This window comes from Luteibacter sp. 329MFSha (genome assembly GCF_900111665.1).
GTDB lineage: Bacteria > Pseudomonadota > Gammaproteobacteria > Xanthomonadales > Rhodanobacteraceae > Luteibacter.
In genome coordinates this window covers 68,108-92,636 of record NZ_FOJE01000001.1, presented here as the reverse complement: position 1 = coordinate 92,636, position 24,529 = coordinate 68,108, and the positions used below count along the sequence as shown (strand labels likewise).

Annotated in this window: 22 protein-coding genes; 15 read left to right on the top strand and 7 right to left on the bottom strand. The window is 68.1% G+C overall.

Annotation, left to right across the window (positions count from 1 at the left end):
• The first annotated feature begins 144 nt into the window (after positions 1-144).
• Complete coding sequence (gene parC, locus BMW54_RS00405) at positions 145-2,385, top strand: DNA topoisomerase IV subunit A (RefSeq protein ID WP_090052027.1); 2,241 nt, start codon at positions 145-147, stop codon at positions 2,383-2,385.
• Between the two features lie 78 nt (positions 2,386-2,463).
• On the opposite strand, the gene BMW54_RS00400 is transcribed toward parC, so the two are convergent.
• Positions 2,464-2,952 (bottom strand): NUDIX hydrolase, encoded by a 489-nt coding sequence (locus tag BMW54_RS00400; protein ID WP_090052025.1) that lies wholly within the window; start codon positions 2,950-2,952, stop codon positions 2,464-2,466.
• 106 nt (positions 2,953-3,058) lie between these two features.
• Here BMW54_RS00400 and BMW54_RS00395 point away from each other — a divergent pair, with 106 nt between their 5' ends.
• Positions 3,059-3,871 carry a phosphodiester glycosidase family protein gene (locus tag BMW54_RS00395; protein WP_090052024.1) on the top strand — a complete coding sequence of 271 codons (813 nt, stop codon included), beginning with the start codon at positions 3,059-3,061 and terminating at the stop codon, positions 3,869-3,871.
• Between the two features lie 10 nt (positions 3,872-3,881).
• Here the strand turns inward: BMW54_RS00395 and BMW54_RS00390 are convergent, their stop codons facing one another.
• From BMW54_RS00390 to map, 6 genes are all read right to left on the bottom strand, one after another.
• On the bottom strand, positions 3,882-4,271 hold the full coding sequence (locus BMW54_RS00390) for a methylglyoxal synthase (RefSeq protein ID WP_090052022.1): 390 nt from the start codon (positions 4,269-4,271) through the stop codon (positions 3,882-3,884).
• An 80-nt stretch (positions 4,272-4,351) separates the two neighbouring features.
• A complete protein-coding gene (dapE, locus tag BMW54_RS00385; protein WP_090052021.1) occupies positions 4,352-5,482 on the bottom strand; it encodes a succinyl-diaminopimelate desuccinylase in 1,131 nt (376 codons plus the stop codon).
• 94 nt (positions 5,483-5,576) lie between these two features.
• Positions 5,577-5,930 carry a Spx/MgsR family RNA polymerase-binding regulatory protein gene (locus BMW54_RS00380; protein ID WP_090052019.1) on the bottom strand — a complete coding sequence of 118 codons (354 nt, stop codon included), beginning with the start codon at positions 5,928-5,930 and terminating at the stop codon, positions 5,577-5,579.
• 3 nt (positions 5,931-5,933) lie between these two features.
• A complete protein-coding gene (dapD, locus tag BMW54_RS00375; RefSeq protein ID WP_090055529.1) occupies positions 5,934-6,761 on the bottom strand; it encodes a 2,3,4,5-tetrahydropyridine-2,6-dicarboxylate N-succinyltransferase in 828 nt (275 codons plus the stop codon).
• Positions 6,748-9,405 carry a [protein-PII] uridylyltransferase gene (gene glnD / locus BMW54_RS00370; protein WP_254778963.1) on the bottom strand — a complete coding sequence of 886 codons (2,658 nt, stop codon included), beginning with the start codon at positions 9,403-9,405 and terminating at the stop codon, positions 6,748-6,750. The genes dapD and glnD overlap by 14 nt, the downstream gene beginning before the upstream one ends.
• A gap of 70 nt (positions 9,406-9,475) precedes the next feature.
• On the bottom strand, positions 9,476-10,243 hold the full coding sequence (gene map, locus BMW54_RS00365; protein WP_090052017.1) for a type I methionyl aminopeptidase: 768 nt from the start codon (positions 10,241-10,243) through the stop codon (positions 9,476-9,478).
• Between the two features lie 379 nt (positions 10,244-10,622).
• Between map and rpsB the strand changes: the two genes are divergently transcribed.
• From rpsB to lpxB, 13 genes are all read left to right on the top strand, one after another.
• Positions 10,623-11,471, top strand: coding sequence for a 30S ribosomal protein S2 (gene rpsB, locus BMW54_RS00360; protein ID WP_090052016.1), 849 nt, complete (start codon positions 10,623-10,625; stop codon positions 11,469-11,471).
• An 84-nt stretch (positions 11,472-11,555) separates the two neighbouring features.
• Positions 11,556-12,434, top strand: coding sequence for a translation elongation factor Ts (tsf, locus tag BMW54_RS00355; RefSeq protein ID WP_090052014.1), 879 nt, complete (start codon positions 11,556-11,558; stop codon positions 12,432-12,434).
• Between the two features lie 291 nt (positions 12,435-12,725).
• Positions 12,726-13,448: a UMP kinase gene (gene pyrH, locus BMW54_RS00350; RefSeq protein ID WP_090052012.1), complete on the top strand. Its 723-nt coding sequence runs from the start codon at positions 12,726-12,728 to the stop codon at positions 13,446-13,448.
• Between the two features lie 97 nt (positions 13,449-13,545).
• Complete coding sequence (gene frr, locus BMW54_RS00345; protein WP_090052010.1) at positions 13,546-14,103, top strand: ribosome recycling factor; 558 nt, start codon at positions 13,546-13,548, stop codon at positions 14,101-14,103.
• 20 nt (positions 14,104-14,123) lie between these two features.
• A complete protein-coding gene (uppS, locus tag BMW54_RS00340) occupies positions 14,124-14,858 on the top strand; it encodes a polyprenyl diphosphate synthase (protein WP_090052008.1) in 735 nt (244 codons plus the stop codon).
• A gap of 12 nt (positions 14,859-14,870) precedes the next feature.
• Entirely contained in the window at positions 14,871-15,689 is an 819-nt protein-coding gene (locus tag BMW54_RS00335) for a phosphatidate cytidylyltransferase (RefSeq protein ID WP_090052006.1), read from the top strand.
• 2 nt (positions 15,690-15,691) lie between these two features.
• Complete coding sequence (locus tag BMW54_RS00330; RefSeq protein ID WP_090052004.1) at positions 15,692-16,876, top strand: 1-deoxy-D-xylulose-5-phosphate reductoisomerase; 1,185 nt, start codon at positions 15,692-15,694, stop codon at positions 16,874-16,876.
• Between the two features lie 44 nt (positions 16,877-16,920).
• The gene (rseP, locus tag BMW54_RS00325) at positions 16,921-18,264 is read left to right on the top strand and encodes an RIP metalloprotease RseP (protein WP_090052002.1); all 1,344 of its coding nucleotides are present in this window, start codon (positions 16,921-16,923) and stop codon (positions 18,262-18,264) included.
• A 186-nt stretch (positions 18,265-18,450) separates the two neighbouring features.
• Positions 18,451-20,877, top strand: a complete 2,427-nt coding sequence (gene bamA / locus BMW54_RS00320) for an outer membrane protein assembly factor BamA (RefSeq protein WP_090052000.1) — start codon at positions 18,451-18,453, stop codon at positions 20,875-20,877.
• Between the two features lie 81 nt (positions 20,878-20,958).
• Entirely contained in the window at positions 20,959-21,987 is a 1,029-nt protein-coding gene (lpxD, locus tag BMW54_RS00315; protein ID WP_090051998.1) for a UDP-3-O-(3-hydroxymyristoyl)glucosamine N-acyltransferase, read from the top strand.
• Positions 21,984-22,457 carry a 3-hydroxyacyl-ACP dehydratase FabZ gene (fabZ, locus tag BMW54_RS00310; protein WP_090051997.1) on the top strand — a complete coding sequence of 158 codons (474 nt, stop codon included), beginning with the start codon at positions 21,984-21,986 and terminating at the stop codon, positions 22,455-22,457. The genes lpxD and fabZ overlap by 4 nt, the downstream gene beginning before the upstream one ends.
• The gene (gene lpxA / locus BMW54_RS00305) at positions 22,454-23,227 is read left to right on the top strand and encodes an acyl-ACP--UDP-N-acetylglucosamine O-acyltransferase (protein ID WP_090051996.1); all 774 of its coding nucleotides are present in this window, start codon (positions 22,454-22,456) and stop codon (positions 23,225-23,227) included. The genes fabZ and lpxA overlap by 4 nt, the downstream gene beginning before the upstream one ends.
• A 69-nt stretch (positions 23,228-23,296) precedes the next feature.
• Positions 23,297-24,520, top strand: a complete 1,224-nt coding sequence (gene lpxB / locus BMW54_RS00300; RefSeq protein ID WP_090051994.1) for a lipid-A-disaccharide synthase — start codon at positions 23,297-23,299, stop codon at positions 24,518-24,520.
• The last annotated feature ends 9 nt before the right edge of the window (positions 24,521-24,529 follow it).

The window sequence follows — 24,529 nt, the reverse complement described above, 5'->3', positions numbered from 1 at the left end:
GGCTAGCACCCATCGCGGCCAAGGCCGCTCCCACAGGGTTCGCCGCTGTCATATGTGCTGGCAGTCTTCGCTCCTGAGACGGCTTTCTGGCAACATCGCCCGGTTAACGACGCGCCGTGGCGCGCCTGCCGGATGCCGAAACCCATGAATCTGCAAGCCAATTACGAACAGATCCCGCTCAAGGACTACGCCGAGCGGGCCTATCTCGACTATTCGATGTACGTGGTGCTGGATCGCGCCCTGCCCTTCGTGGGCGACGGCCTGAAGCCGGTCCAGCGCCGTATCGTGTACGCCATGAGCGAGCTGGCGCTGGGCGCCACCGCCAAGCCGAAGAAGTCCGCCCGCACCATCGGCGACGTGATCGGCAAGTTCCATCCCCATGGCGATTCGGCCTGCTACGAGGCGATGGTCCTCATGGCGCAGCCGTTCTCGTACCGCTATCCGCTGGTGGACGGCCACGGCAACTTCGGCTCGCCGGACGATCCGAAGAGCTTCGCGGCCATGCGATACACGGAGTCGCGCCTGACGCCCATCGCCGAGGTACTGCTGTCCGAGCTGGGTCACGGCACCGTGGACTGGGTGCCGAACTTCGACGGCACGATGGACGAGCCGTCGTGGCTGCCGGCCCGCGTGCCGCACGTGCTGCTGAACGGCTCGATGGGCATCGCGGTCGGCATGGCCACGGACATCCCGCCGCACAACCTGCGCGAGGTCGCCAGCGCCTGCATCCGCCTGCTCGACGATCCGGACGCCACCATCGCGGACCTCTGCGAGCACGTGCACGGCCCGGACTACCCGACCTCGGCCGAGATCATCACCCCGCGGCGCGAACTCGCGGCGATGTACCAGAACGGCACGGGCTCCGTCCGCGCCCGCGCCATCTACGAGCGCGACGACGGCAACATCGTCATCACGGCGCTGCCCCACCAGGTCTCTCCGTCGAAGATCCTCGAGCAGATCGCCGCGCAGATGCGCGCGAAGAAGCTGCCGATGATCGAGGACCTGCGCGACGAATCCGACCACGAGAACCCGATCCGCCTCGTCCTCGTCCCCCGCTCTAACCGGGTGGATGTCGAGGAGATGATGCAGCACCTCTTCGCAACCACCGATCTGGAAAAGAGCTTCCGCGTCAACCTGAACATGATCGGCCTCGACGGCCGGCCGCAGGTGAAGGACCTCAAGACGATCCTCGGCGAATGGCTGCGCTTCCGCACCGATACGGTCACGCGCCGCCTGAACCACCGTCTCGGACGCGTGGAACGCCGTCTGCACCTGCTCGAGGCGCTGCGCATCGCCTACCTCAACATCGACGAGGTGATCCGCATCGTCCGCACCGAGGAAGAACCGAAGCCGGTGCTCATCGCCCGCTTCCGCCTCGACGACGAGCAGGCCGATTACATCCTCGAGACGAAGCTGCGCCAGCTGGCCCGCCTCGAGGAAATGAAGATCAACGAAGAGCGCGACAAGCTCGAGGAAGAGCGCGCGCGCATCAACGTGCTGCTGAAGTCGCCGGCGAAGCTGAAGGGCCTGATCAAGGAAGAACTGCGCAGCGACGCCGAGAAATACGGCGACGAGCGCCGTTCGCCGCTGGTCGAGCGCAGCGCCGCGCAGGCGCTGGATGAAAGCGCGCTGGTCGCGTCCGAACCGGTGACGGTGGTGCTCTCGCAGAAGGGCTGGGTGCGCGCTGGCAAGGGCCACGACGTCGACGGCGAGGCGCTGTCCTACCGCGAGGGCGACAGCCTGCTGGCGGTCTCGCGCGCGCGCACGACGCAGCAGGTCGCGTTCATCGACTCGACCGGCCGCGCGTACACCACGCCGGCGCACACGCTGCCGTCGGCACGCGGCAACGGCGAGCCGCTGACGGGTCGATTCAGCCCGCCGGCCGGCGCGCGCTTCGACGCGGTCGTGACCGCCGACAACGACACCCGCGTGATCCTCGCCACCGACTTCGGCTACGGCTTCGTCACGCGTTTCGAAGCCCTCACGGGCCGCCAGAAGGCGGGCAAGCAGATCATCTCGCTGAGCGACGGCGCGCGCGTGCTGGCGCCCGTCATCACCGCCGACCCTTCGCGCGACCGCCTGGTCGTGGTCACGGGCGAGGGGCACCTGCTCATGTTCTCGGTCGCCGAGCTGCCGGAACTCGACAAGGGCAAGGGCAACAAGCTGATCGAGATTCCGAAGGCGAAGCTCGCCTCGGGCGAGGAACGCGTGGTCGGCGTCGCCGTCGTGGCCGAGGGCAAGGGCGAAGTCACCCTGTATGCCGGGCAGCGCAAGCTCACGCTGAAGTGGGCCGATCTCGTGGAATACGGCGGCAACCGCGCCACGCGCGGCGGCGTGCTGCCACGCGGCCTGCGGCGCGTGGAGCGGATCGAGACCACGGGCTGAGGCGAGCACCCATCGCCGATACGATCGGCTCCCACTCCTTCGGTAGCAGACCGCTACCGAAGGACGAAGGCCCGTCCGTCAGAGCCGGGTGTAGTTCCAGGACACCATCCGGCCGTCCTTGTACGGCATCACGCCGTGGAAGGGCCGGGGGTCGGCGTCGAACACCAGTGGGAGGAAGTGGCGGTCGCCCTCCCACATCGGCAGCGTGTCCAGGGCGTCGACGGGAACCCATTCGAGCGCGCCTTCGGGATTCGACTCCAGCGGCGTGCCCTCGTAGCGCGTCACCACGAAGATGAAGCCCAGCCAGTCCTCGCCGTGCTTGCCGAAGCCGGGCCAGTTCAGCGTGCCGCGCAGGCGCATCTCCAGGCACTCGATGCCGGCTTCCTCGCGGATTTCCCGGCGCATGCACGCCGCGATGTCTTCCTCCGGCTCCATCTTTCCGCCCAGGCCGTTGTACTTGCCCAGGTGATGATCGTCCTTGCGGGCGTTGCGGTGGATCATGAGCACGCGCTTGCCGTCCGGGGACAGCACGTAGCCGAGCGTGGCGACGATGGGCGTATAGGGCATGGCGGTGGAGGGAATCGGTTAAAAACGTCGAAGTTTACGCCCTCCACGCGAAGAGCGCGTCGCCGCCCCCTTGCGCCGCCCGCCTGCCCCGGCGAACATCCGGGACATGCTGTTCCCTCGCCTCCCCCGTTTCATCCGTCGGACCCTTCCCCGCCTCACCATCGCCGCGGCACTGGTCGCGGCGGCCGGCGCGTGCGCCGACGCCGCCGACGCGCTGGAAGGCCACGACATCGTGTTCGACAGCCAGTCGTATTTCACGGTCAGCGTGGATCTGACGCGCGAAGACATCGAGCTGCACTGGCGCAATCCCGACAACGGCCAGCCCTTCGCCACCATCGAGACGCTGCGGACGTGGACGGCCGGCAAGGGTCGCCCGTTGGTCTTCGCGACCAACGCGGGCATCTACGATCGGGATTTCAAGCCGCTCGGGCTCTACGTGGAGGATGGCAAGACCGTCGTGCCGCTGAACCTCGCGCACGGCAATCCCCGTTCGGGCAATTTTTCGCTGCTGCCCAACGGCGTCTTCGCGATCTACGACGACGGCACGGCCGACGTGCACACCAGCGACGCCTTCCGCGCCGCGGCCCGCAAGCCGCGCTGGGCCACGCAGTCGGGGCCGATGCTCGTCATCGACGGACAGATCAACACGCAATTCGAGAACGGCTCGGACAGCATGAAGTGGCGCAGCGGCGTCTGCGCGCGCACGCCTCGCGAGGTGGTCTTCGTCGTCAGCCGGACGCCCGTCAACTTCCACAGCTTCGCGCGACTGTTCCGCGACGAGATCGGCTGCAAGGACGCCCTGTTCCTCGACGGCACGATCTCGCAGTTCTACACCCCCGACGACGGCTACGTCGGCGCTCCGGCGTTCATGACCAAACCCTACGCCGGCATGGTCGCGGTGTACCCGAAACGCCGGTGATCGTAGCGACTCAGGCGCCCGCCGTCCGCGCGCAGCGGAGCGCGTCCAGCACGACACGGGCCGTGGCCTCGTTCGTCGCGCAGACGACGTTGGCGAGATCGCTCAGGCGCAGCAACGCCGACACGTCGGCTTGGTGCGGGTGAGCGGCGAGCGGATCGCGCAGGAAGATCAGTGCGTCGATCAGGCCGCCGGCGATTCGGGCGGCGATCTGGATGTCGCCACCTCGCGGCCCGGAATGAAGGCATTCCACGTCGAGGGCCAGGCGCTCGCTGAGCAGCTTGCCGGTCGTGCGCGTGGCGCACACCCGGCAGGTACGCAGCACGTCCATGTATTCGCTGGCCAACGACAGCATCGTGGCCTTCGCGGCGTCGTGCGCGACCAGCGCCATTCTCACGTCCATGCGAGACCTCGCCATCCGATGTCCGGACACCGCATCCTACGCCGCGGCGAAGCATCGTCAACGGCGCGCGAGCCGGTGTATCAGTCGAGCATGCGCTCGCAGATCGCCCCGTAGAGATCCGGCAGACGTTCCAGGTCGGCGATGCTGACGCATTCGTCGACCTTGTGGATCGTGGCGTTCACGGGCCCCAGCTCGATCACCTCGGCGCCCATCGGCGCGATGAAGCGTCCGTCGGACGTGCCGCCGCCCGTGCTCTGTTCCGGATCGATGCCGCAGAGATCGCGGCAGACGCCGGCCACGACCTTGCGCAGCCGGCCGCCCGGCGGCGCCAGGAACGGATGGCCCGACAGGTGCCAGTCGATGACGAAATCGACGTCGTGCGCGCGCAGGATCGCCTCGGCGCGCTCGCGCAGCGCATCGGCCGTGCTCGCCGTCGAGAAACGGAAGTTAATCAGCGCCACGAGCTCGCCGGGGATGACGTTGTTGGCGCCCGTGCCGGCGTTGAGGTTGGACACCTGGAACGAGGTCGGCGGGAAATCGGCATTGCCCTCGTCCCAACGCTCCGCGGACAGCGCGGCGAGCGCCGGTGCGAATGCGTGGATCGGGTTCTTCGCTTTTTCCGGATAGGCGACGTGGCCCTGCACACCGCGAACGGTGAGGGTGCCCGAGAGCGAGCCCCGCCGCCCGACGCGGATCAGGTCGCCGAGGCGCTCCTTCGCCGAAGGCTCTCCCACGACGCACGCGTCGATGCGCTGGCCCGTCGCGGCGAAGTGTTCCACCACCTCGCGCACACCGTGCAGCGCCACGCCCTCCTCGTCGCTGGTGAGCAGCAGGCCGACGGTACCGGCGTGCGACGGGTGCGCGCCGACGAAGCGCTCCAGCGCCACGACCATCGCGGCCACCGATCCCTTCATGTCCGCCGCGCCGCGCCCGTAAAGCATGCCCTCGTGCTCCGTCGGCTCGAAGGGCGGAAAGCGCCAGCGATCCTCGGGGCCGGTGGGCACGACATCGGTATGGCCGAGGAAGGCCAGCACGGGGCCCTCCGTCCCGTGGGTGGCCCAGAGGTTGTCGACGTCACCGAAGCGCAGGTGCTCGATGCGGAAGCCGAGCTTTTCGAGGCGCGCCGCGATGAGCGGCAGGCAGCCGGCGTCCTCGGGCGTGACCGAACGGCGGGCGATGAGGTCTTTGGTGAGGGCGAGCACGGGGGTCATGGCTGGATCGTTACCTGGGAAGCGTGGTCGCGAGAACCGCGCGTTCCGCCGTGGGCACCGGCGTGCGCCGGTGCGACGGGTGTGGCTGGCCGGATCACTTTCCGAACCGCTTCTTGAACGCGTTATCGGAAAAACCGACCGACACGTCGTCGCCATCGACGACGACGGGCCGCTTGATCAGCGCCGGGTATTCCTTGAGCAGCAGGGTCCACTCGGGATCGGTGCGCGGATCCTTGCGCTGCGGGAGCAGCGTCCGCCACGTGGTCGACGCCTTGTTGATCAGCTTTTCCCATCCGCCGAGTTTCTCCGCCCACGCCTTAAGCGTGGCCGCGGGCACCGGGTTCGCGCGATAGTCGACGAACGTGTACCCGACGCCGAAGCGGTCGAGCCAGTTCCTCGCCTTCTTGCAGGTGTCGCAGGTCGGCAGGCCATAGAGCGTGATCGTCATGGATCAGTCGCCGCTGCGCAGGAGTTCGTTGATGCCGGTCTTCGAACGCGTCTTCTCGTCCACCTGCTTGACGATCACCGCGGCGTAGAGGCTGTGGCTGCCGTCCTTCGAGGGCAGGCTGCCGGAAACGACGACGCTGCCGGCCGGGACGCGGCCATAGGTCACCTCGCCCGTCGCGCGGTTGTAGATGCGGGTGGACTGGCCGAGGAACACGCCCATGCCGATCACGGAACCCTTCTCCACCACGACGCCCTCGACGACTTCGGAGCGCGCGCCGATGAAGCAGTTGTCCTCGATGATCGTCGGGTTGGCCTGCAGCGGCTCCAGCACGCCACCGATGCCGACGCCGCCGGAAAGATGCACGTTCGCGCCGATCTGCGCGCAGGAACCGACCGTGGCCCAGGTATCGACCATGGTGCCGGCGCCCACGTAGGCACCGATGTTGGTGTAGCTCGGCATCAGCACCGCGTCCTTCGCGATGTGCGCGCCGCGACGGACGAGCGCCCCAGGAACCACGCGCGCGCCGAGGCTCGCGTATTCGGTGGCGTCGCCGTCGGTGAAGCGCAGCGGCACCTTGTCGAACGCGCTGGACGGTCCGCCGTCCATCACGCGGTTGCCGTTCATGCGGAAATACAGCAGCACCGCCTTCTTCAGCCACGCGTTGACGATCCAGCCGCCCTTGCCGTCGGGTTCGGCGACGCGGCGTTCGCCGGATTCGAGCAGGTTGAGCACCTGGTCGACGGCTTCGCGCAGGTTGCCCTCGATCTCGTTCTGCGTGAGGTCGGCGCGGCGCTCGAAGGCGTCGTCGATCAGGGATTCAAGGGTTTGCATCTGCATGTACGGGAGTCCTGGGGCTTTCGGAACCGATGTGACGCAGCAGGCACGCGCGCAGGATCTCCCGGCGCTCGGGAGACAACGGCGCGTCGCTGCGATCGGTCAGTTGGAAGAAATCTTCGACGCGTTCGCCGAACGTGGCGATACGCGCATCATGCACGCGCACTTCCGCTTCGGCCAGCGCCTGCGCGACCGCGGCGAGCAGGCCCGGCCGGTCGGTGCAGACCAGCGCCAGCTGCGTGCGCTCGCCCGCGTCCACGAACTCGATGCGCGGCGCCATCTGGAAATGGCGCAGGTGACGGGAAATGCCGCGCTTGGTCGGAGCATGCCCGGCCGCCTGCTCCAGCGCGTGCAGCATGCGCGCGCGCAGCTCCTCCGCGCGCTGCAACGAGGCCGGTGCCTGCGAATCCGATTCGAGCAGCAGGAAGGTGTCCAGCGCCTTGCCCGTGCTCGAGACCAGGATGCGCGCCTCGACCACGGAGAAACGCAGGCGATCCAGCACGGCGGTCACCGTGGCGAACAGGCCGTCGCGGTCGGGCGTGTAGATGAAAAGCTCGGTGCTTCCGCGCACGGAGAACGGATGCACCTCGACCAGCGGCGTGGCGCCATGGGCGCGCAGGATCGCCGCCGTCTGCCACGCGATCTGCTCGGGGCGATGACGCAAAAAGCTCGTGTCCGGAAATTCCGCCCAGACCGATGCGATGTCGTCCGCGGGAACGCGCTCGGCGGCGAGCATCACGAGCGCGCGCTCGCGGCACTCGCGCACGCGCACGCCGGAGTGGCCGGGCGGCTTGAGGTCGCTGCGCAGCGCGAAGCGCGTGGACGTATAGAGGTCCGCGAGCAGCCGGTCCTTCCACGCGTTCCACAGCTTCGGGCTGGTGCCGATGATGTCGGCGATCGTGAGCAGGTAGAGGTGGTCGAGGTGTTCCCAGTCGCCGACTTCGGCCCCGAACCGGTGCACGACGTCGGGATCGGTGATGTCCTGGCGCTGGGCGGTCGTGCTCATCGAGAGGTGGTGACGCACCAGCCAGGCGACGAGATCGATCTGCTCTTCCGGCAGGCCGAGCCGGCCGCAGAACGCGCGGGCGTCTTCTTCGCCCAGCACGGAGTGGTCGCCACCCCGACCCTTCGCGATGTCGTGGAACAGTGCGGCCAGCAGGAGCAGCTCCGGCCGCTCCAGGTGCGGCCAGATCTCGCAGGCGATGGGGAACTCGCGGCGCGCGGCGGGATCGGCGAAGCGCGCCACGTTGCGCAGCACGCGCAGCGTGTGTTCGTCGACGGTGTACACGTGGAAGAGGTCGTACTGCATGCGGCCGACCACCTTGCCGAACGCGGGCAGGATCGCGGCGAGCAGCCCATGCCTGTTCATGCGCCAGAGCGCCTCCACGGCCGGCGCGCCGCGACGCAGCAGCGCGAGGAACGCCGCGAGCACCTGCGGATCGTCGGCCAGGGATTCGCCGTGCTGCGACACGGCGTGCTGGATGCGGCGCATGGTCTCCGCGGTGAAGCCGGTGATGCCGGGCTCGTCCAGGCGCGCGATGAAGATTTCCACGAGCGCGGAAGGCCGGCGCACGAAAAGGTGCGGATTGCGCGGCGCGATGCGCGATCCGTAGCGCACGTAGTCGCTTCCCACCGGCTGTGGCTCGACATCGGGATCGAGCATTTCCTCGAAGCGCTCCACCAGCTGCGTGCCGGACCGCTCGATCTGGGTCGCCGCGCGGTAGTAGCCCTGCATGAACTGCTCGACGCCCAGGTTCTTCGCGTGTTCGTCCTCGAAGCCCAGGCGCGTCGCGAGCGCGCGCTGGTAGTCGAACAGCAGCCGCTCTTCCGCGCGGCCCGCCTCCAGGTGCAGGGCGTAGCGATAGCGGCGCAGCGTTTCCTCCGCGCGCGTCAGGCGCGTCGCCTCCACGGGCTCCAGCAGTCCCTCGGCGACCATGGCGTCGAAATCGGGCGCGTCGGCGAGGCGGCGACCGAGCCAGCGCAGCGCGTCGAGCGTGCGCAGCCCGCCGGGGCCGTCCTTGAGGTTCGGCTCGAGGTTCTGCGCGGTGTCGTCGTAGCGCGCGTGGCGCGCGTCGCGTTCGGCCAATCGCGCGGCGAGGTATTCGCGGGGCGGCCAGATCGCGGGATCGTCGAGGATGCCGCGCAGTTCGCTGGCCAGGATGGGCCAGCCCGCGAGGCGCCGGGCGTCGAGCAGGCTGGTGAACACGCTGATGTCGCGAGCGGCGAGCTCGCGGCATTGCTGGATCGTGCGCACCGCGTGCCCCGGCTTCAGGCCGATGTCCCAGAGGCAGGCGAAGAAATTCTCCAGCGCGCGGTTCAGCGCCGGCGACGTCTCGCCGACCAGGGCGAGCAGGTCGACGTCCGACCGCGGGAACAGCATGCCGCGCCCGAAACCGCCGACCGCGAAGAGCGCGCCGGCGGCGATGTCGCCGAGGCAGGCCCCCCAGACATGCACCACGATGCGATCGACGATCTCCGCGCGACGCCGCGCGAGGGCCGAGGCGTCCTCGCCGTCGCGAAACGCGACCGTGAGCGCGCGGTCGATGTCGCCGAGCAACTGGCGCAGCGAGCGTCGCGCCTCGGGCGATACGCCCGAGCGGGGGACCACCGCGGGCAGGCGTGGTAGCGGTGGCAGCGTCACGTCAGGAGCCCCTCGTCGGTGTGTCGTCGGTCCCCGTGGGACGGTCGCCCCGGATGTCGGTCCGGACCCTTCAGGCCGCGTCCGGCCAGGGGGTGAGGATCTCGAACCCGTCGTCGGTCACCGCGATCGTGTGCTCCCATTGCGCGGAAAGCGAATGATCCTTGGTCACCACGGTCCAGCCGTCCGGCAGCGACTTCGTCTGCGGCTTGCCGGCGTTGATCATCGGTTCGATCGTGAAGGTCATGCCGGGCTTCAGCTCCAGGCCCGTGCCGGCGCGCCCGTAGTGCAGCACCTGCGGCTCGTCGTGGTAGACCTTGCCGATGCCGTGGCCGCAGTACTCGCGGACCACCGAGAACCCCGCCGCCTCGGCGTGCTTCTGGATCGCGGCGCCGACGTCGCCCAGGGTGGCCCCCGGCTTCACGGCCTCGATGCCCTTCATCATGGCCTCGTAGGTCGTCTCGACGAGGCGCTTCGCCAGCACGCTCGGCGTGCCCACGAAGTACATGCGGCTCGTGTCGCCGTGCCAGCCGTCCTTGATGACGGTGACGTCGATGTTGACGATGTCGCCGTCCTTGAGGACCTTGGTCGGGCTCGGGATGCCGTGGCAGATCACGTGGTTGACCGAGGTGCAGGTCGTCGCCGGATAACCGCGGTAACCCACGTTCGCCGGGATCGCCTTCTGCACGTTGACGATGTGGTCGTAGGCCAGCTTGTCGAGGTACTCGGTGGTGACGCCGGGCTTCACGTGCGGCACCAGCATCGCCAGCACCTCGGCGGCCAGACGGCCGGCCTCGCGCATCGCCTGGATCTCTTCGGGGGTCTTCGGTTGCACTGCCATGGCGGGTCTCTTTGAATTTTCCTTTGCCGTCAGGGGATTGGGCCTGCCAGCGGAGATGGCGGCGCCCCCGCCGGAATTCCACCCCGACTTGCGGCCAAGGGGAGCCGGAGGCTACAATTAGCGAGTTTTGCTGTCCGGCGAAGCCACTGTCACGTGGCCACGGCGGCGAATCGAAGCGCGATTGTAACCGCACGGCGCCATTCTTGGCCCGGCGCGAGGCCATCGCTTTTAACGCCACACACGCATCGGCACCGCCTTCGGGGTGCCTGCCCCACCGTCGTCGCGAAAGGCGCCGCGGCCGGGTCGGGTCGAAGCCGGGGATGCGTGGAGGTCCCAACCCCCATAGAACCGCACGAGCGGTTCGCCCAGGAGTAATTCCATGGCACAAGTCACCATGCGCGAGATGCTGGAAGCCGGCGTCCACTTCGGTCACCAGACCCGTTACTGGAACCCCAAGATGGCTCCGTACATCTTCGGCGCCCGCGGCAAGATCCACATCATCAACCTCGAGAAGACCCTTCCGCTCTTCACCGACGCGATGAACTTCCTCTCGGGCCTGGCCCAGAAGGGCGGCACCATCCTGTTCGTCGGCACCAAGCGTTCGGCCCGCGAGGCCCTCGCCGAGGAAGCCGGCCGCGCCGGTCAGCCGTTCGTCACCGCCCGCTGGCTCGGCGGCATGCTGACCAACTTCCGCACGGTCAAGCAGTCGGTCGCCCGCCTGAAGGAACTCGAAGCCGCCGAAACCGACGGTTCGTTCGACCGCCTGGTCAAGCACGAAGTGCTGGCCCGTCGCCGCGAGCGCGAGAAGCTGCAGAACTCGCTGGGCGGCATCAAGGACATGAACCGCCTGCCGGACGCCCTCTTCATCGTGGACATCGGCCACGAAGACATCGCCGTCCAGGAAGCCCGCAAGCTCGGCATCCCGGTCGTCGCCGTCGTCGACACCAACTACGACCCGGCCCTCGTCGACTACGCCATCCCGGGTAACGACGACGCCATCCGCGCCATCCAGCTGTACGCCCGTGCCGCCGCCGACTCCATCCTGGAAGGCAAGGCCGCCGCTCCGAACGCCGCCCGCGGCGACGCGAACGAGTTCGTCGAGCTGGACGAGGAAGGCAACCCGGTCGCCAAGGACGAAGCCCCGCGCGGCGAGCGTCGTGGCGCCCCGGCCAAGAAGGGTGCCCCGCGTCGCGAAGGCGGCCGTGACGGTGGTCGTGGCCGCGCGTAAGCGCCCCGCCCCGTAACACGCTCTTCCGTTTCACCGGCGCCGCGGCACCTCGCCGCGGCGCCCATCAAACTTTGAGGAATTACCATGGCTGAGATCTCTGCAAGCCTCGTCAAGGATCTGCGCGAGCGTTCCGGCGTTGGCATGATGGAGTGCAAGAAGGCGCTCGTCGAAAACAACGGCGACATCGAAGCGGCGATGGAATGGCTGCGCAAGAACGGTCTGGCCAAGGCCGACAAGAAGGCCGACCGCGTCGCCGCCGAGGGCCTGATCGCCGTCGCGCAGGACGCCGGCAAGGCCGTCCTCGTCGAGGTCAACAGCGAGACCGACTTCTCGTCGCGCAACGAGCAGTTCATCCAGTTCACCAAGGACGTCGCCAAGGTCGCGCTCGAGTCCGGCGCCTCCGACATCGAGGCCCTCAAGGCCGCGAAGCTCGGCGACGCCACGGTCGAGGAAGGCGCCAAGGCCCTCACCCTCACCATCGGCGAGAAGTTCGAAGTCCGCCGCATGGCCAAGGTCGAGAACGACGGCCCGATCGGCGCGTACTCGCACAGCGGCCGCATCGGCGTGCTGGTGGCCCTGAAGGGCGGCTCGGAAGAGCTGGCCAAGGGCATCGCGATGCACGTCGCCGCGATGAACCCGAAGTTCGTCAGCGAGAAGGACGTTCCGGCCGACTTCCTCGAGAAGGAAAAGGAAATCGAGCTCTCGAAGATGTCCGACAAGGAAAAGGCCAAGCCGGCCGAGATCCTCGAGAAGATCGTTTCGGGCAAGGTCAACAAGATCCTCGCCGAAGTGACCCTCGTCGGCCAGCCGTACGTGCTCGACGGCGACGTCACCGTCGCCGAGGCCCTCAAGAAGGCCGGTGCCGAGATCGTCTCGGTCCAGCGCCTGGCCGTGGGCGAAGGCATCGAGAAGGTGGTGGACGACTTCGCCGCCGAAGTGATGAAGCAGGCGGGCCTGGCGTAAAGCCACATCGCTCCGCTGAACGAAAAGGCCCCGGAGACGGGGCCTTTTTTATGTCGCCATGCTCGTTACCCAAGGCGCTTTCCGTGGGAGCGCACCTGGGCGCGACAGCTTCTCGCCAAGACCCCGGAGCTGGCGCGCGAGGCCGGGTATCGGGCCGAAGAGCGGTCGCGCCCAGGTGCGCTCCCACGATGGCATCCGGCATTCGTGACATGGATCGGCATTTCATCTGCCCGTAACAAACGACGCGCGGTAAACTACGCCCGTTTTGCCCCACACAATTCGGAGACCCCCATGAGCAACCCGCTGAACCACCGCCGCATCCTGCTCAAGCTCTCCGGTGAAGCCCTTATGGGTAGCGAGGACTACGGCATCGATCCCAAGGTGATCGGCCGTCTCGCCAAGGAAATCCTGGAAGTCCGCGATGCCGGCGTCGAAGTCGGCGTGGTGATCGGCGGCGGGAACATCTTCCGTGGCGCCGGCCTGGCCGCGTCCGGCATGGACCGCGTCACCGGCGACCACATGGGCATGCTCGCCACCGTCATGAACGCGCTGGCCATGCAGGACGCCATCGAGAAGCTCGGCGGCGAGGCGCGCACCATGAGCGCGATCAAGATCAACGAGGTCTGCGAGGACTTCATCCGCCGCCGCGCCATCCGCCACCTCGAGAAGGGCCGCGTCACCCTGTTCGCGGCCGGCATCGGCAACCCCTTCTTCACGACCGACTCCGCCGCCGCGTTGCGCGCCGTCGAAGTGGGCGCCGACCTGCTGCTCAAGGCCACCAAGGTCGACGGCGTGTACTCGGCCGATCCGAAGCGCGACCCGACCGCGGAGCGCTACGAGCACCTCACCTACAACCAGGTCATCGAGCGCCGCCTCGAGGTCATGGACACGGCGGCCATCGCGCTGTGCCGCGAGAACAAGCTGCCGCTGCGCATCTACGACATGACCCAGCCCGGCAACCTCATGAAGATCATGCGCGGCGAGCCCGTCGGCACCCTCGTCGACGCCGGCTGACGCCCCGCCCGCCGGGCGCCTTGGCGCGGTGCGGCACGGCCGCGCCGCGAGCCCCTGCTATACTCGTTTGCTGACCCGTTCCACCGGAAACAAGCCCATGATCAACGACATCAAGAAAGATGCTGAGACCCGCATGGGCAAGAGCATCGACTCGCTCAAGCACGACCTGAAGACGATCCGCACCGGTCGCGCCAACCCGTCGATCCTCGAGAACATCGTGGTGCCCTACTACGGGACGCCCACGCCGCTCGCCCAGGTCGCCAACGTGACCACGCCGGACGCCCGCTCGCTCTCCGTGAAGCCGTTCGATAAGAGCATGGTCGGTCCGATCGAGAAGGCCATCATGGCCTCCGACCTCGGCATCACGCCGACGACGATGGGCATGGACATCCGCCTGAACTTCCCGCCGCCGACGGAGGAGCGCCGCAAGGAGCTCGCCAAGAGCGTGTCGAAGGAAGGCGAGTCCGCCAAGATCGCCATCCGCAACGTGCGTCGCGACGCCATCCAGCACGTCGACAAGCTGCTGAAGGACAAGACGATCACCGAGGACGACAAGAAGCGCGCGGATGACGACATCCAGAAGCTGACCGACAAGTACGTCAAGGAAGTCGACAGCGTCGTCGCCGAGAAGGAAAAGGAGCTGATGGCGCTCTGACGCGCCATCGGACGCCACCCATGACAGCGAGGACCGACGCACGGGTTCCCCGTCACCTCGCCATCGTGATGGATGGCAACGGTCGCTGGGCGAAGCAGCGCCTTCGCCCGCGCACGTTCGGCCACCACGCCGGCCAGAAGGCCGTGCGCGAAGCCGTCGAGTTCTGCCTGCGCCGCGGCATCGCCTCGCTCACCCTCTTCGCCTTCTCCAGCGAGAACTGGCAGCGCCCGCCCACCGAGGTGTCGGCGCTGATGGAACTGTTCCTCAAGGCGATCGACCGCGAGGTCGACGAGCTGCACGGCAACGGCGTACGCATCCGTTTCGTCGGCGACCTCGACGCGTTCGCGCCCGAACTGCACGCGCGCATGCGCGGCGCGATGGAACGCACGTCCGGCAACACGGCGCTGAACCTCAACGTCGCGGTGAACTACGGCGGTCGCTGGGACATCGCGCGCGCCGCGCGCCTCGCCGCCGAGGCCGCGTCCCGGGGCGAGTTCGGCTTCGACGAGATCGACGAGCAACGCCTGCACGGCTACACCTGCCTGGCCGACCAGCCACCACTCGACCTGTTCATCCGCACGGGAGGCGAAACCCGTGTCAGCAACTTCCTGCTCTGGCAGATCGCCTACGCCGAGCTCTATTTCACCGACACCCTGTGGCCCGACGTCGACCAGGACCGCCTCGCCGAGGCGCTGGACGACTACGCCCGTCGCGAGCGCCGTTACGGACGCACCGGCGAGCAGGTCGCGGGCTGACGCCGGACACCCATGCTCAGACAACGCATCACCACCGCCGCGATCCTCATTCCGCTGGTCCTGGCCCTGATCCTGCTGCCGCCGACCGGCTTCTTCGCCTCGGTCGTCGCCCTCGTCTTCGTTGCCGCCGCGTGGGAATGGAGCCTCCTCGCCGGCTGCCGGACCATGGTCGGTCGCGGCATCGTGGCCGCCGCGGCCGCCGCGATCTTCGTCGCGCTGCTGCTCGTGCGCACGCCCGGACTGCTCACGGCGCTGACGATCGCCGGTGTGGCCTGGTGGATCGGCTGCTGCTTCTGGCTGCGCCATTTCACGTTCGCTGCGGCGCCGAATGCCGAGAACCGCATGGTCAAGCTCGGCGCCGGCGCGCTGGTGATCGTGCCGACCCTCGCGGCCGCCGCGCTGCTGCACGATGGCGAGCGCGGCCCCTGGTGGGTGCTGCTCGCCCTCGTGATCGTCTGGGCCGCGGATACCGGCGCCTATTTCAGCGGGCGCCGCTTCGGCGGCCGCAAGCTCGCGCCGCGCATCAGCCCGGGAAAGACCTGGGCCGGCGTGTACGGCGCCGTCGCGGCGGGCGGCCTGGTCGCCCTGCTCGGCGGCTTCCTGCTCGGCGTGCGTGACGGCGGGCAGCTCGTCGGCCTGCTCGTCCTCGGCGTCGTGACCGTGGCCGTGGCGGTCGTGGGCGATCTCTTCGAGAGCCTGATGAAGCGGCATGCCTCGGTGAAGGACTCGGGCAACATCTTTCCCGGTCACGGCGGCCTGCTCGACCGCCTGGACAGCGTGTTCGCCGCCATCCCGGTGTTCGTCGCCGGCAAGCTCCTGCTGGGGCTCTGAGGATGTCGCCGCGTAACGTCGCCGTCCTGGGCGCCACCGGCTCCATCGGCGGCAGCACCCTCGACGTCATCGCCCGGCACCCCGGGCGCTTCCGTGCCAGCGTGCTCGTCGCCCACCGCGACACCGCGGGACTCGCGGCCCTGTGCGAACGCTTCCGCCCCGATCTGGCGATCGTCGCGGATCCCGCGATGGAAGCCGATCTCGCGCGCCGGCTCGCCGCCGCGGGCGTCCCGTGCGACGTCGCCTCCGGTGCCGACGCGGTGACCGCGGCGGCCGCCGGGCCGCTGTGCGACACGGTGGTCGCGGCGATCGTGGGCGCGGCCGGGCTGGAGTCGACGCTCGCGGCCGCGCGCGCGGGCAAGCGGCTGCTGCTGGCCAACAAGGAATCGATCGTCATGGCCGGGGCCCTCCTGCTCGAGGCCCTGCGCCAGGGCGGCGGCGACCTGATCCCGATCGACTCCGAGCACAACGCGATCTTCCAGTGCCTGCCGGGCGGCCGGCCCGACCTCGACAAGGTCGGCGTCCGCCGGCTGATCCTCACAGCCTCGGGCGGTCCGTTCCGCGGCCGCACGCGCGCCGATCTGGCCGGCGTCACGCCCGACCAGGCCTGCGCCCATCCGAAATGGTCCATGGGCCGGAAGATCTCGGTCGATTCCGCCACGCTGATGAACAAGGGCCTCGAGGTCATCGAGGCCCACCACCTGTTCGCCGCGCCAGTCGACGCGATCGAGGTCGTGGTCCACCCGCAGAGCCTCGTGCACTCCATGGTCGACTACGTCGATGGCTCGGTGCTGGCCCAGCTCGGCAACCCGGACATGCGGACGGCCATCGCCTGCGCCCTGGCCTGGCCGGAACGCATCGAGGCCGGCGTCGCCCCGCTGGACCTCGCGGCCCACGCCCGCCTCGACTTCGAGCGGCCGGACACCGACACGTTCCGCTGCCTCGCCCTCGCCTTCGCGGCCCTGCGCGCGGGCGGTGACGCCACGGCGATCCTGAACGCCGCCAACGAAGTCGCGGTGGACGCCTTCCTGGCCGGTTCCCTCCCCTTCCTCGGCATCGCCGAGCTCGTCGAACGCGTTCTTGAGGAACTGCCGGCCGAACCCGTGGTCGATGTCCAGACCCTCGTGGGGCGGGATGCGCAGGCAAGGCGGACGGCACGGGACGTGCTGCACCGCGCTTACTGCTAAACTCGTTCCACCCAACGTTTTTCGACCGAGACCCACCCTCCCCGATGAGCCCCGTCCTAGGTTCCGTGTTCTGGCTGCTGGTAACGCTCGGCGTGCTGGTGACCTTCCACGAATTCGGCCACTACTGGGTCGCGCGCCGCTGTGGCGTGCGCGTGCTGCGCTTCTCCGTCGGTTTCGGCCGCCCGCTGTGGCGCCGCGTGGCGAAGGACGGCACCGAATACCAGATCGCCGCGATTCCGCTGGGCGGCTACGTGAAGATGCTCGACGCCCGCGAAGGCGACGTTCCCGCGGCGGAGCGCGACGAGGAATTCACCGGCAAGTCCGTGTGGAAGCGTATCGCCATCGTCGCCGCGGGTCCGGCATTCAATCTCATTTTCACCATCGCGGCCTTCTGGGCGATGTACATGATCGGCAAGCCCGATGTCGCGCCGGTGGTCACCGCCGATGCCGGCAGCGTGGCCGCCGTGGCGGGCATCCGTCCGGGCGACCGCATCGTCGCGATGAACGGCGATCCGGTCAACAACTGGAGCGAGGCCACCGAGGTCCTGGCCAACGGCCTGCTCGGCAGCGATCCCCTGCCGGTGCGCGTCACGGGCGTCGACGGCGCGCAGCGCGACGTCGTCCTGCCGCTGCAGAACCTCACCGCGGGCGGCGACATCGGCAAGAAGTTCGACCAGCTCGGCCTCGGCCTCCAGCTGCCCGCGATCGTGGGCCAGGTGGTGGCGGGCGACCCGGCTTCGCTGGCCGGCATCCGTCCGGGCGATCGCATCCTCAGCGTCAACGGCAAGCCGGTCTCCGATTTCGGCGACTTCACCAGGCTCGTGCCGGCGCAGGCCGCCATCTCACCGAAGATCGCCGTGGCGGTCCAGCGCGACGGCCGCACGCAGACGTTCGATGTCACGGCCCGCATGAAGTCCGAGCAGGGGCAGCCGACGCGCTGGCTCATCGGCGTGGCGCCGCGGCCGATGGAAGAGGCCACGCTCCGCTACGGCCCCGTGCGCGCCTTCAGCGAATCGTTGCGCGCCACGTGGACCGGCACCGCCTCCACCTTCAACCTGATCGGCAAGATGCTCTCCGGCCAGGCCTCGACCAAGAACCTCTCCGGAGTCATCGGCATCGCCCAGGTGGCGAACGATTCCGCCAACCGCGGCCTCGGCTGGTTCCTGAACTTCCTCGCCCTGGTCTCCCTGAGCCTGGCGATCTTGAACCTCCTGCCGATCCCGGTCTTGGACGGTGGACACCTGCTGTATTACCTTATCGAGTTGATCAAGGGCAGCCCGGTCAGCGAACGCACCATGATCGCCGGCCAGTACGTAGGCATCGTCCTCTTGTTCACGCTGATGGGGCTGGCGTTCTTCAACGACATCCAGCGAATGCTCGTCTCGTGAGTCAGGCCACCGCCTCGGGCGGCCCCTGCCACGCGCGTTCCTTCGCGCAGCGGTTTTCGCTTCACCCAGGTTACGGGCGCTTCCGCGTCCCGCGCCGAACGACGCCGGGCATGAGCCCAGCGCGTGCTCCTCTTCGGTCGCCGGCCTCGTCCGCCGTCGGCTGGAATTAACCCAACGGAATCGACGATGAAGCGTATCGCCGCCCTGATCCTGCTTGCCTCCCTGTCCGCCAATGCGCTTGCCTTCGAGCCGTTCGTCGTTTCCGACATCCGCATCGACGGCCTGACGCGCATCGCGCAGGGCACGGTGCTGAGCTACCTGCCGATCGAGAAGGGCGAGACCCTGAGCGACGACAAGGCACAGGCCGCCATCCGCGCCCTGTACCAGACCAAGTTCTTCAGCGACATCGAACTCGACCGCCAGGGCGACATCCTGGTGATCAAGGTCGTCGAGCGCCCGGCCATCGCCAAGCTCACGCTGCGCGGCAACAAGGACATCAAGGAAGACGACCTGCGCAAGGGCCTCAAGGAGATCGGCCTGGCCGAAGGCGAGACCTTCGACCGCCTCTCGCTCGACCGCGTGCAGCAGGAGCTGATCCGCCAGTACTACAACCGCGGCAAGTACAACGTCTCGGTCGAACCGCACGTCACGCGCCTGGATCGCAACCGCGTCGCGATCGACATCGAGATCCGCGAAGGCAAGGCGGCGAAGATTAAGGAGATCAACGTCATCGGCAACAAGGCGTTCTCGGACAAGGCGATCCGCGACGGCTTCGAGTCGAACACCTCCAACTGGCTGTCCTGGTACTCGAAGGACGACCAGTACTCGCGCGAAAAGCTCTCGGGCGATCTCGAGAAGCTCAGCAACTACTACATGAACCGCGGCTACGCCGACTTCGGCATCGACTCCACGCAGGTGGCGATCAGCCCGGACAAGCGCGCGATGTACGTCGACGCCAGCGTGAAGGAAGGCGAGGTCTATACCGTCTCCGACGTGAAGCTGCTCGGCGAACTGATCCTGCCGGAAGAGACCCTGCGCAAGCTGGTCTACATCCACAAGGGCGACACCTTCAACCGCGCGGCGATCGAAGCCAGCACCGACGCGATCAAGGCGATCCTCGCGAACATCGGTTACGCGTTCGCGAAGGTCACGCCGATCCCGAAGCTCGACAAGGACAAGCGCACCGCCGACCTCACGCTCTTCATCGAGCCGGGCAAGCGCGTGTACGTCCGCCGCGTCGTCTTCCAGGGCAACACGCGCACCGAGGACACCGTGCTCCGCCGCGAAATGCGCCAGCTCGAGGGCTCGTGGTATTCGCAGGGCGCGATCGACCGTTCGAAGACCCGCCTGCAGCGCCTCGGCTACTTCAAGACCGTGGACATCGACAAGGCGCTGGTGCCCGGCACCGTCGACCAGGTCGACCTCACCGCCAAGGTCGAGGAACAGTCGGCAGGCTCGCTGATGTTCGGCGTGGGCTACTCGCAGTACTCCGGCATCATCCTGTCGGCGTCGGTGTCGCAGAACAACTTCCTGGGTACCGGCGACCGCTTCTCGATCGGCGCGGAAACCAGCACCTACTACAAGCGCATCAACGCCAGCTACACGAACCCGTACCTCACGGATTCGGGCATCGCGATCGGCTACAACCTGGGCTACAGCAAGCTCGACTACGGCGACACCGATCTGGCGAACTACCAGTACAGCACCAAGTCGTTCGAGACCACGCTGTCGATTCCCATCACGGACTTCGACTCGATCTCGACCAGCCTCGGCATCAGCTCGAACAAGATCAACACGTCGTTCTACACGCCGGCGCCGCTGATCGCCTACCAGGACGCGCTGGGCAACAAGACCATCCATTCGTGGACGTCGAGCCTCGGCTACACCCACGACACGCGCAACAGCTACTGGGCGCCGACGCGCGGCGGCCAGCTGACCGCGTCGGTCTCCGGCGCGCTGCCGGGCTCCACGGTCCAGTACTACAAGCTGTTCGGTGAAGCGAACCACTACTGGCCGATCGGCAAGGGCTTCGTGCTCTACCTCGACGGCCAGGTCGGTTACGGCAAGACCTACGGCCAGACGTACGATCACGACGGTTACGCCCCGGATCCGGCGAACCCGAGCGGTCCGCCGACCAAGATCTACAGCAAGGGCGACCGCGTCGAGTTCCCGTTCTGGGAGAACTACTACGCGGGTGGCGTGCGCGACGTGCGCGGCTTCCAGGACAACACCCTGGGTCCTCGCCTCTGCGATGGCGGCAGCGCGAGCTCGGTGCCCGACAGCAAGGGTCGCTGCAGCGGCGGCTACTACAGCTACGGCCAGCCGGTCGGTGGCGCGTTCAAGGTGCTCGGTACCGCGCAGGTGTTCCTGCCGCTGCCGTTCCTGAAGGACGTCAACACCGCCCGCGTGTCGTGGTTCGTCGACGTCGGTAACGTCTACAAGGACTACGGTTCGTTCGACGCCAGCGACCTGCGCGCCTCGACCGGTCTGTCGCTCCAGTGGCAGGCGCCGATCGGTCCGCTGATCATCAACTTCGCCGTGCCGTTCCGTAAGAAGGACGCCGACAACCGCTTCGTCGAGCGCATCCAGTTCACGTTCGGCAACACGTTCTAAGCAGGCATCGGCGACAACGCCTGTAGAATCCGGGGGTGGCCGGGCACGAGCCCCGCCACCCCTTTCTTTTGGGAGCTTTCCGTGAGCGGGAACCCGCAATTCACCCTGGCCGAACTGGCCGAGCGCTTCGGTCTCGAAGCCCATGGCGATCCCGCGACCGTCGTCGACGGGGTGGGCACGCTCTCGGGCGCCACGCCGTCCCAGTTCACCTTCCTGTCCAACCCGAAATACACGTCCCAGCTGGCGGAGTCGCAGGCCGGCATCGTCGTGCTGAACGCCGACGCGCTGCCCCTGCGCACCGGCGCCGCGCTCGTCGCGAAGGACCCTTACGTCGCCTACGCGAAGATAGCGGCCCTCTTCGAGAAGCATGCCGCCGCGCCGCGAGGGATCCATGCCAGCGCCGTGGTCTCGCCGTCCGCGCGCGTGCATCCGACGGCGAGCATCGGTCCCTGCTGCGTCGTGGAAGACGGCGCCGTGATCGACGAAGGCGCGATCCTCGGCCCGCATTGCACGATCGGCCCCGGCTGCGTCGTCGGTGCCGGCAGCCGCCTCGTGGCGCGCGTCACGCTCGTGATCCGGGTCACGCTGGGCAAGCGCGTTTTGGTGCATCCCGGCGCCGTGATCGGCTCGGACGGCTTCGGCATCGCCTTCGATCGCGACCACTGGGTGAAGCTGCCCCAGCTCGGCGGCGTGCGGATCGGCGACGATTGCGAGATCGGCGCCAACACCACGATCGACCGCGGGGCGCTGGAAGACACGGTGCTCGAGGAGGACGTCCGCCTCGACAACCAGATCCAGATCGCCCACAACGTCCATATCGGCGCGCACACCGCCATGGCCGGCTGTTCCGCCGTCGCCGGCAGCGCGAAGATCGGCCGCTACTGCCTGATCGGCGGCAACGCGGGCATCCTCGGCCACCTCGAACTGGCCGACCGGGTTACCATCACGGCCAAAAGCCTCGTGACGGCATCGATCAGGGAGCCGGGCGAATACTCGTCCGGTTCCCCGCTGCAGGAAAACCGCCAGTGGCGGCGCAACGCGGCGCGCATGAAACACCTCGACGAGTACGCGCGCCGCCTGGCGGCGCTGGAAAAGGACAAAGGGCAATGACCGAACCGAAAGCCGCCGTGACGCTTCCCGTGGACGTGGAGCAGATCCAGCGACTCCTGCCTCACCGTTATCCGTTCCTGCTGGTGGATCGCGTGACCGCGATCGATCCGGGCAAGACGATCACGGCGATCAAGAACGTCACGATCAACGAGCCGTTCTTCCAGGGCCATTTCCCCGGCCACCCGGTGATGCCGGGCGTGCTGATCGTCGAGGCCATGGCGCAGACGGCCGGCCTGCTCACGCAGATCACCAGCCAGGTCGACGGCCAGTCGGGCAGCCCGCTCTTCTACCTCGTGAAGGTGGACAACGCGCGCTTCTCCGCCGTCGTGGCGCCGGGCGACCAGCTCGTGATGCACGTGTCGCTGAAGCGACTGATCCGCGGCATGGGCCTGTTCGAGGCGCAGGCCACGGTCGACGGCAAGGTGGTCGCCTGCTGCGAGCTGATGTGCGCGGCGAGGAGCGACAAATGATCCACGCCACGGCGCAGATCGATCCGTCCGCGCGCATCGCGGACAACGTCAGCATCGGTGCGTACAGCATCATCGGTGCCGACGTGGTCATCGGCGAGGGCACCACCGTCGGTCCGCACGTGGTGATCGAAGGTCCCACGATCATCGGCCGCGACAACCGCATCTCGCAGTTCGCGTCCATCGGCGGCGCTCCGCAGGACAAGAAATTCCAGGGCGAGCGCACGGAAGTCATCATCGGCGACCGCAACCTCATCCGCGAATTCGTCACGATCAACCGCGGCACCGGCGACGGTGGCGGCATCACGCGCATCGGCAACGACAACTGGCTGCTCGCCTACGTGCACATCGCGCACGACTGCCAGGTGGGCAATCACGTGGTGTTCTCGAATTACTCGGCGCTCGCGGGCCACGCGGAGATCGGTGACTGGACCATCATGTCGGGCTATTCCGGCGTGCACCAGTTCTGCAAGGTCGGCGCGCACGCGTTCATCGGCATGGGCTGCCTCGTCGGTTCCGACGTGCCGCCGTTCGTGATGATGGCCAACGAGACCCGTGGCCGTCCGCGCGGCATCAACAGCGAAGGCCTGAAGCGTCGCGGCTTCGACACCAACCGCATCGCCGCCATCAAGCGCGCCTATCGCACGCTGTACATGGCCGGCCTGCCACTGGCCGAAGCGCGCGAGCAGCTGCTTGCGCAGGCGGAAACCAGCGACGACGTCCGCCAGATGCTCGAGTTCATCGATCGCAGCGAGCGCTCGCTCGCCCGGTAACAACCGCCGGCGCCACGCGGCGCCGGCGTTTCGCAAGGCCGGGACGCCGGCTGCGGGAGACCCATCACCATGCAGCAGACCATCCCCGACGCGACATCGCCGCTGATCGTCCTGATCGCGGGCGAGGATTCCGGCGACCAGCTGGGCGCCGACCTCATCGACGCCCTGCGCGCGCGCTATCCGGACGCCCGTTTCACCGGCATCGGCGGCCCGCGCATGCTCGCGCGCGGCTTCGAGTCCTGGTACGACATCCGCGAGCTCTCCGTCATGGGCTTCGCGGAAGTGGTCAGCCACCTTCCGCGCCTGCTGAAGCTGCGCAAGGCCTTGCTCGCGCGCATCCTCGCTGCCCGTCCGACGATCGTGATCGGCATCGACGCCCCCGACTTCAACCTGGGCGTCGAGCGGAAGCTCAAGGACGCCGGCCTCGCCACCGTCCATTACGTGAGCCCCTCCGTCTGGGCATGGCGGGAGAAGCGCGCGGAAAAGATCGGACGCTCGGCGGACCGTGTCCTGTGCCTCTTCCCGATGGAGCCGCCGATCTACGCGAAGCACGGCATCGATGCCCGCTTCGTCGGGCATCCACTCGCCGATCGCTTCCCCATGGTCTCGGATCGCGACGCCGCCCGCGACGCGCTGGGCCTGCCCCACGACCAGCCCGTCCTCGCGGTGCTCCCGGGAAGCCGCCCGAGCGAGATCGAGCGCATCGGCGCGACCTTCATCGAGGCGGCGAAGCGCGTCGCCGCCGCCATGCCGCAGCTGCGGATCGTCGTGCCCGCCGCCAACGAGCGCGTGCGGGCCCGGCTGACCACCCTGCTCGCGGATTTTCCCGGCACGCCGCCCCTGCTCACGGACGGCCATTCGCACGAGGCGATGGTCGCGGCCGATACCGTGCTGCTGGCCTCGGGCACCGCGACGCTGGAGGCCATGCTCGCCAAGCGGCCGATGGTCGTGGGCTATCGCGTCTCGCCCACCAGCTACCGCATCGCGAAGCTGCTGAAGATGCTCAAGACCGACGTCTACAGCCTGCCGAACATCCTCGCCCGCGCCTGTGGCCTCGGCGAGGAGCGTCTCGTTCCGGAATACATGCAGGACGAATGCACGCCGGAAAACCTCGCGCGGGCCACGCTCGACCTGCTGGCCGACAGCGAGCGGCGCGGCCAGGTCGTGGCGGCCTTCGAAGTCCTGCATCGGGCGCTGCACGGCGGCCTCGACGGGCGCGCCGCGGACCACGCGGCCGCCGCGGTGGCCGAACTGATCGACCGGCGCTTGCCCACCGGCCGCGTCGGCGACTAGGCTTTCCGC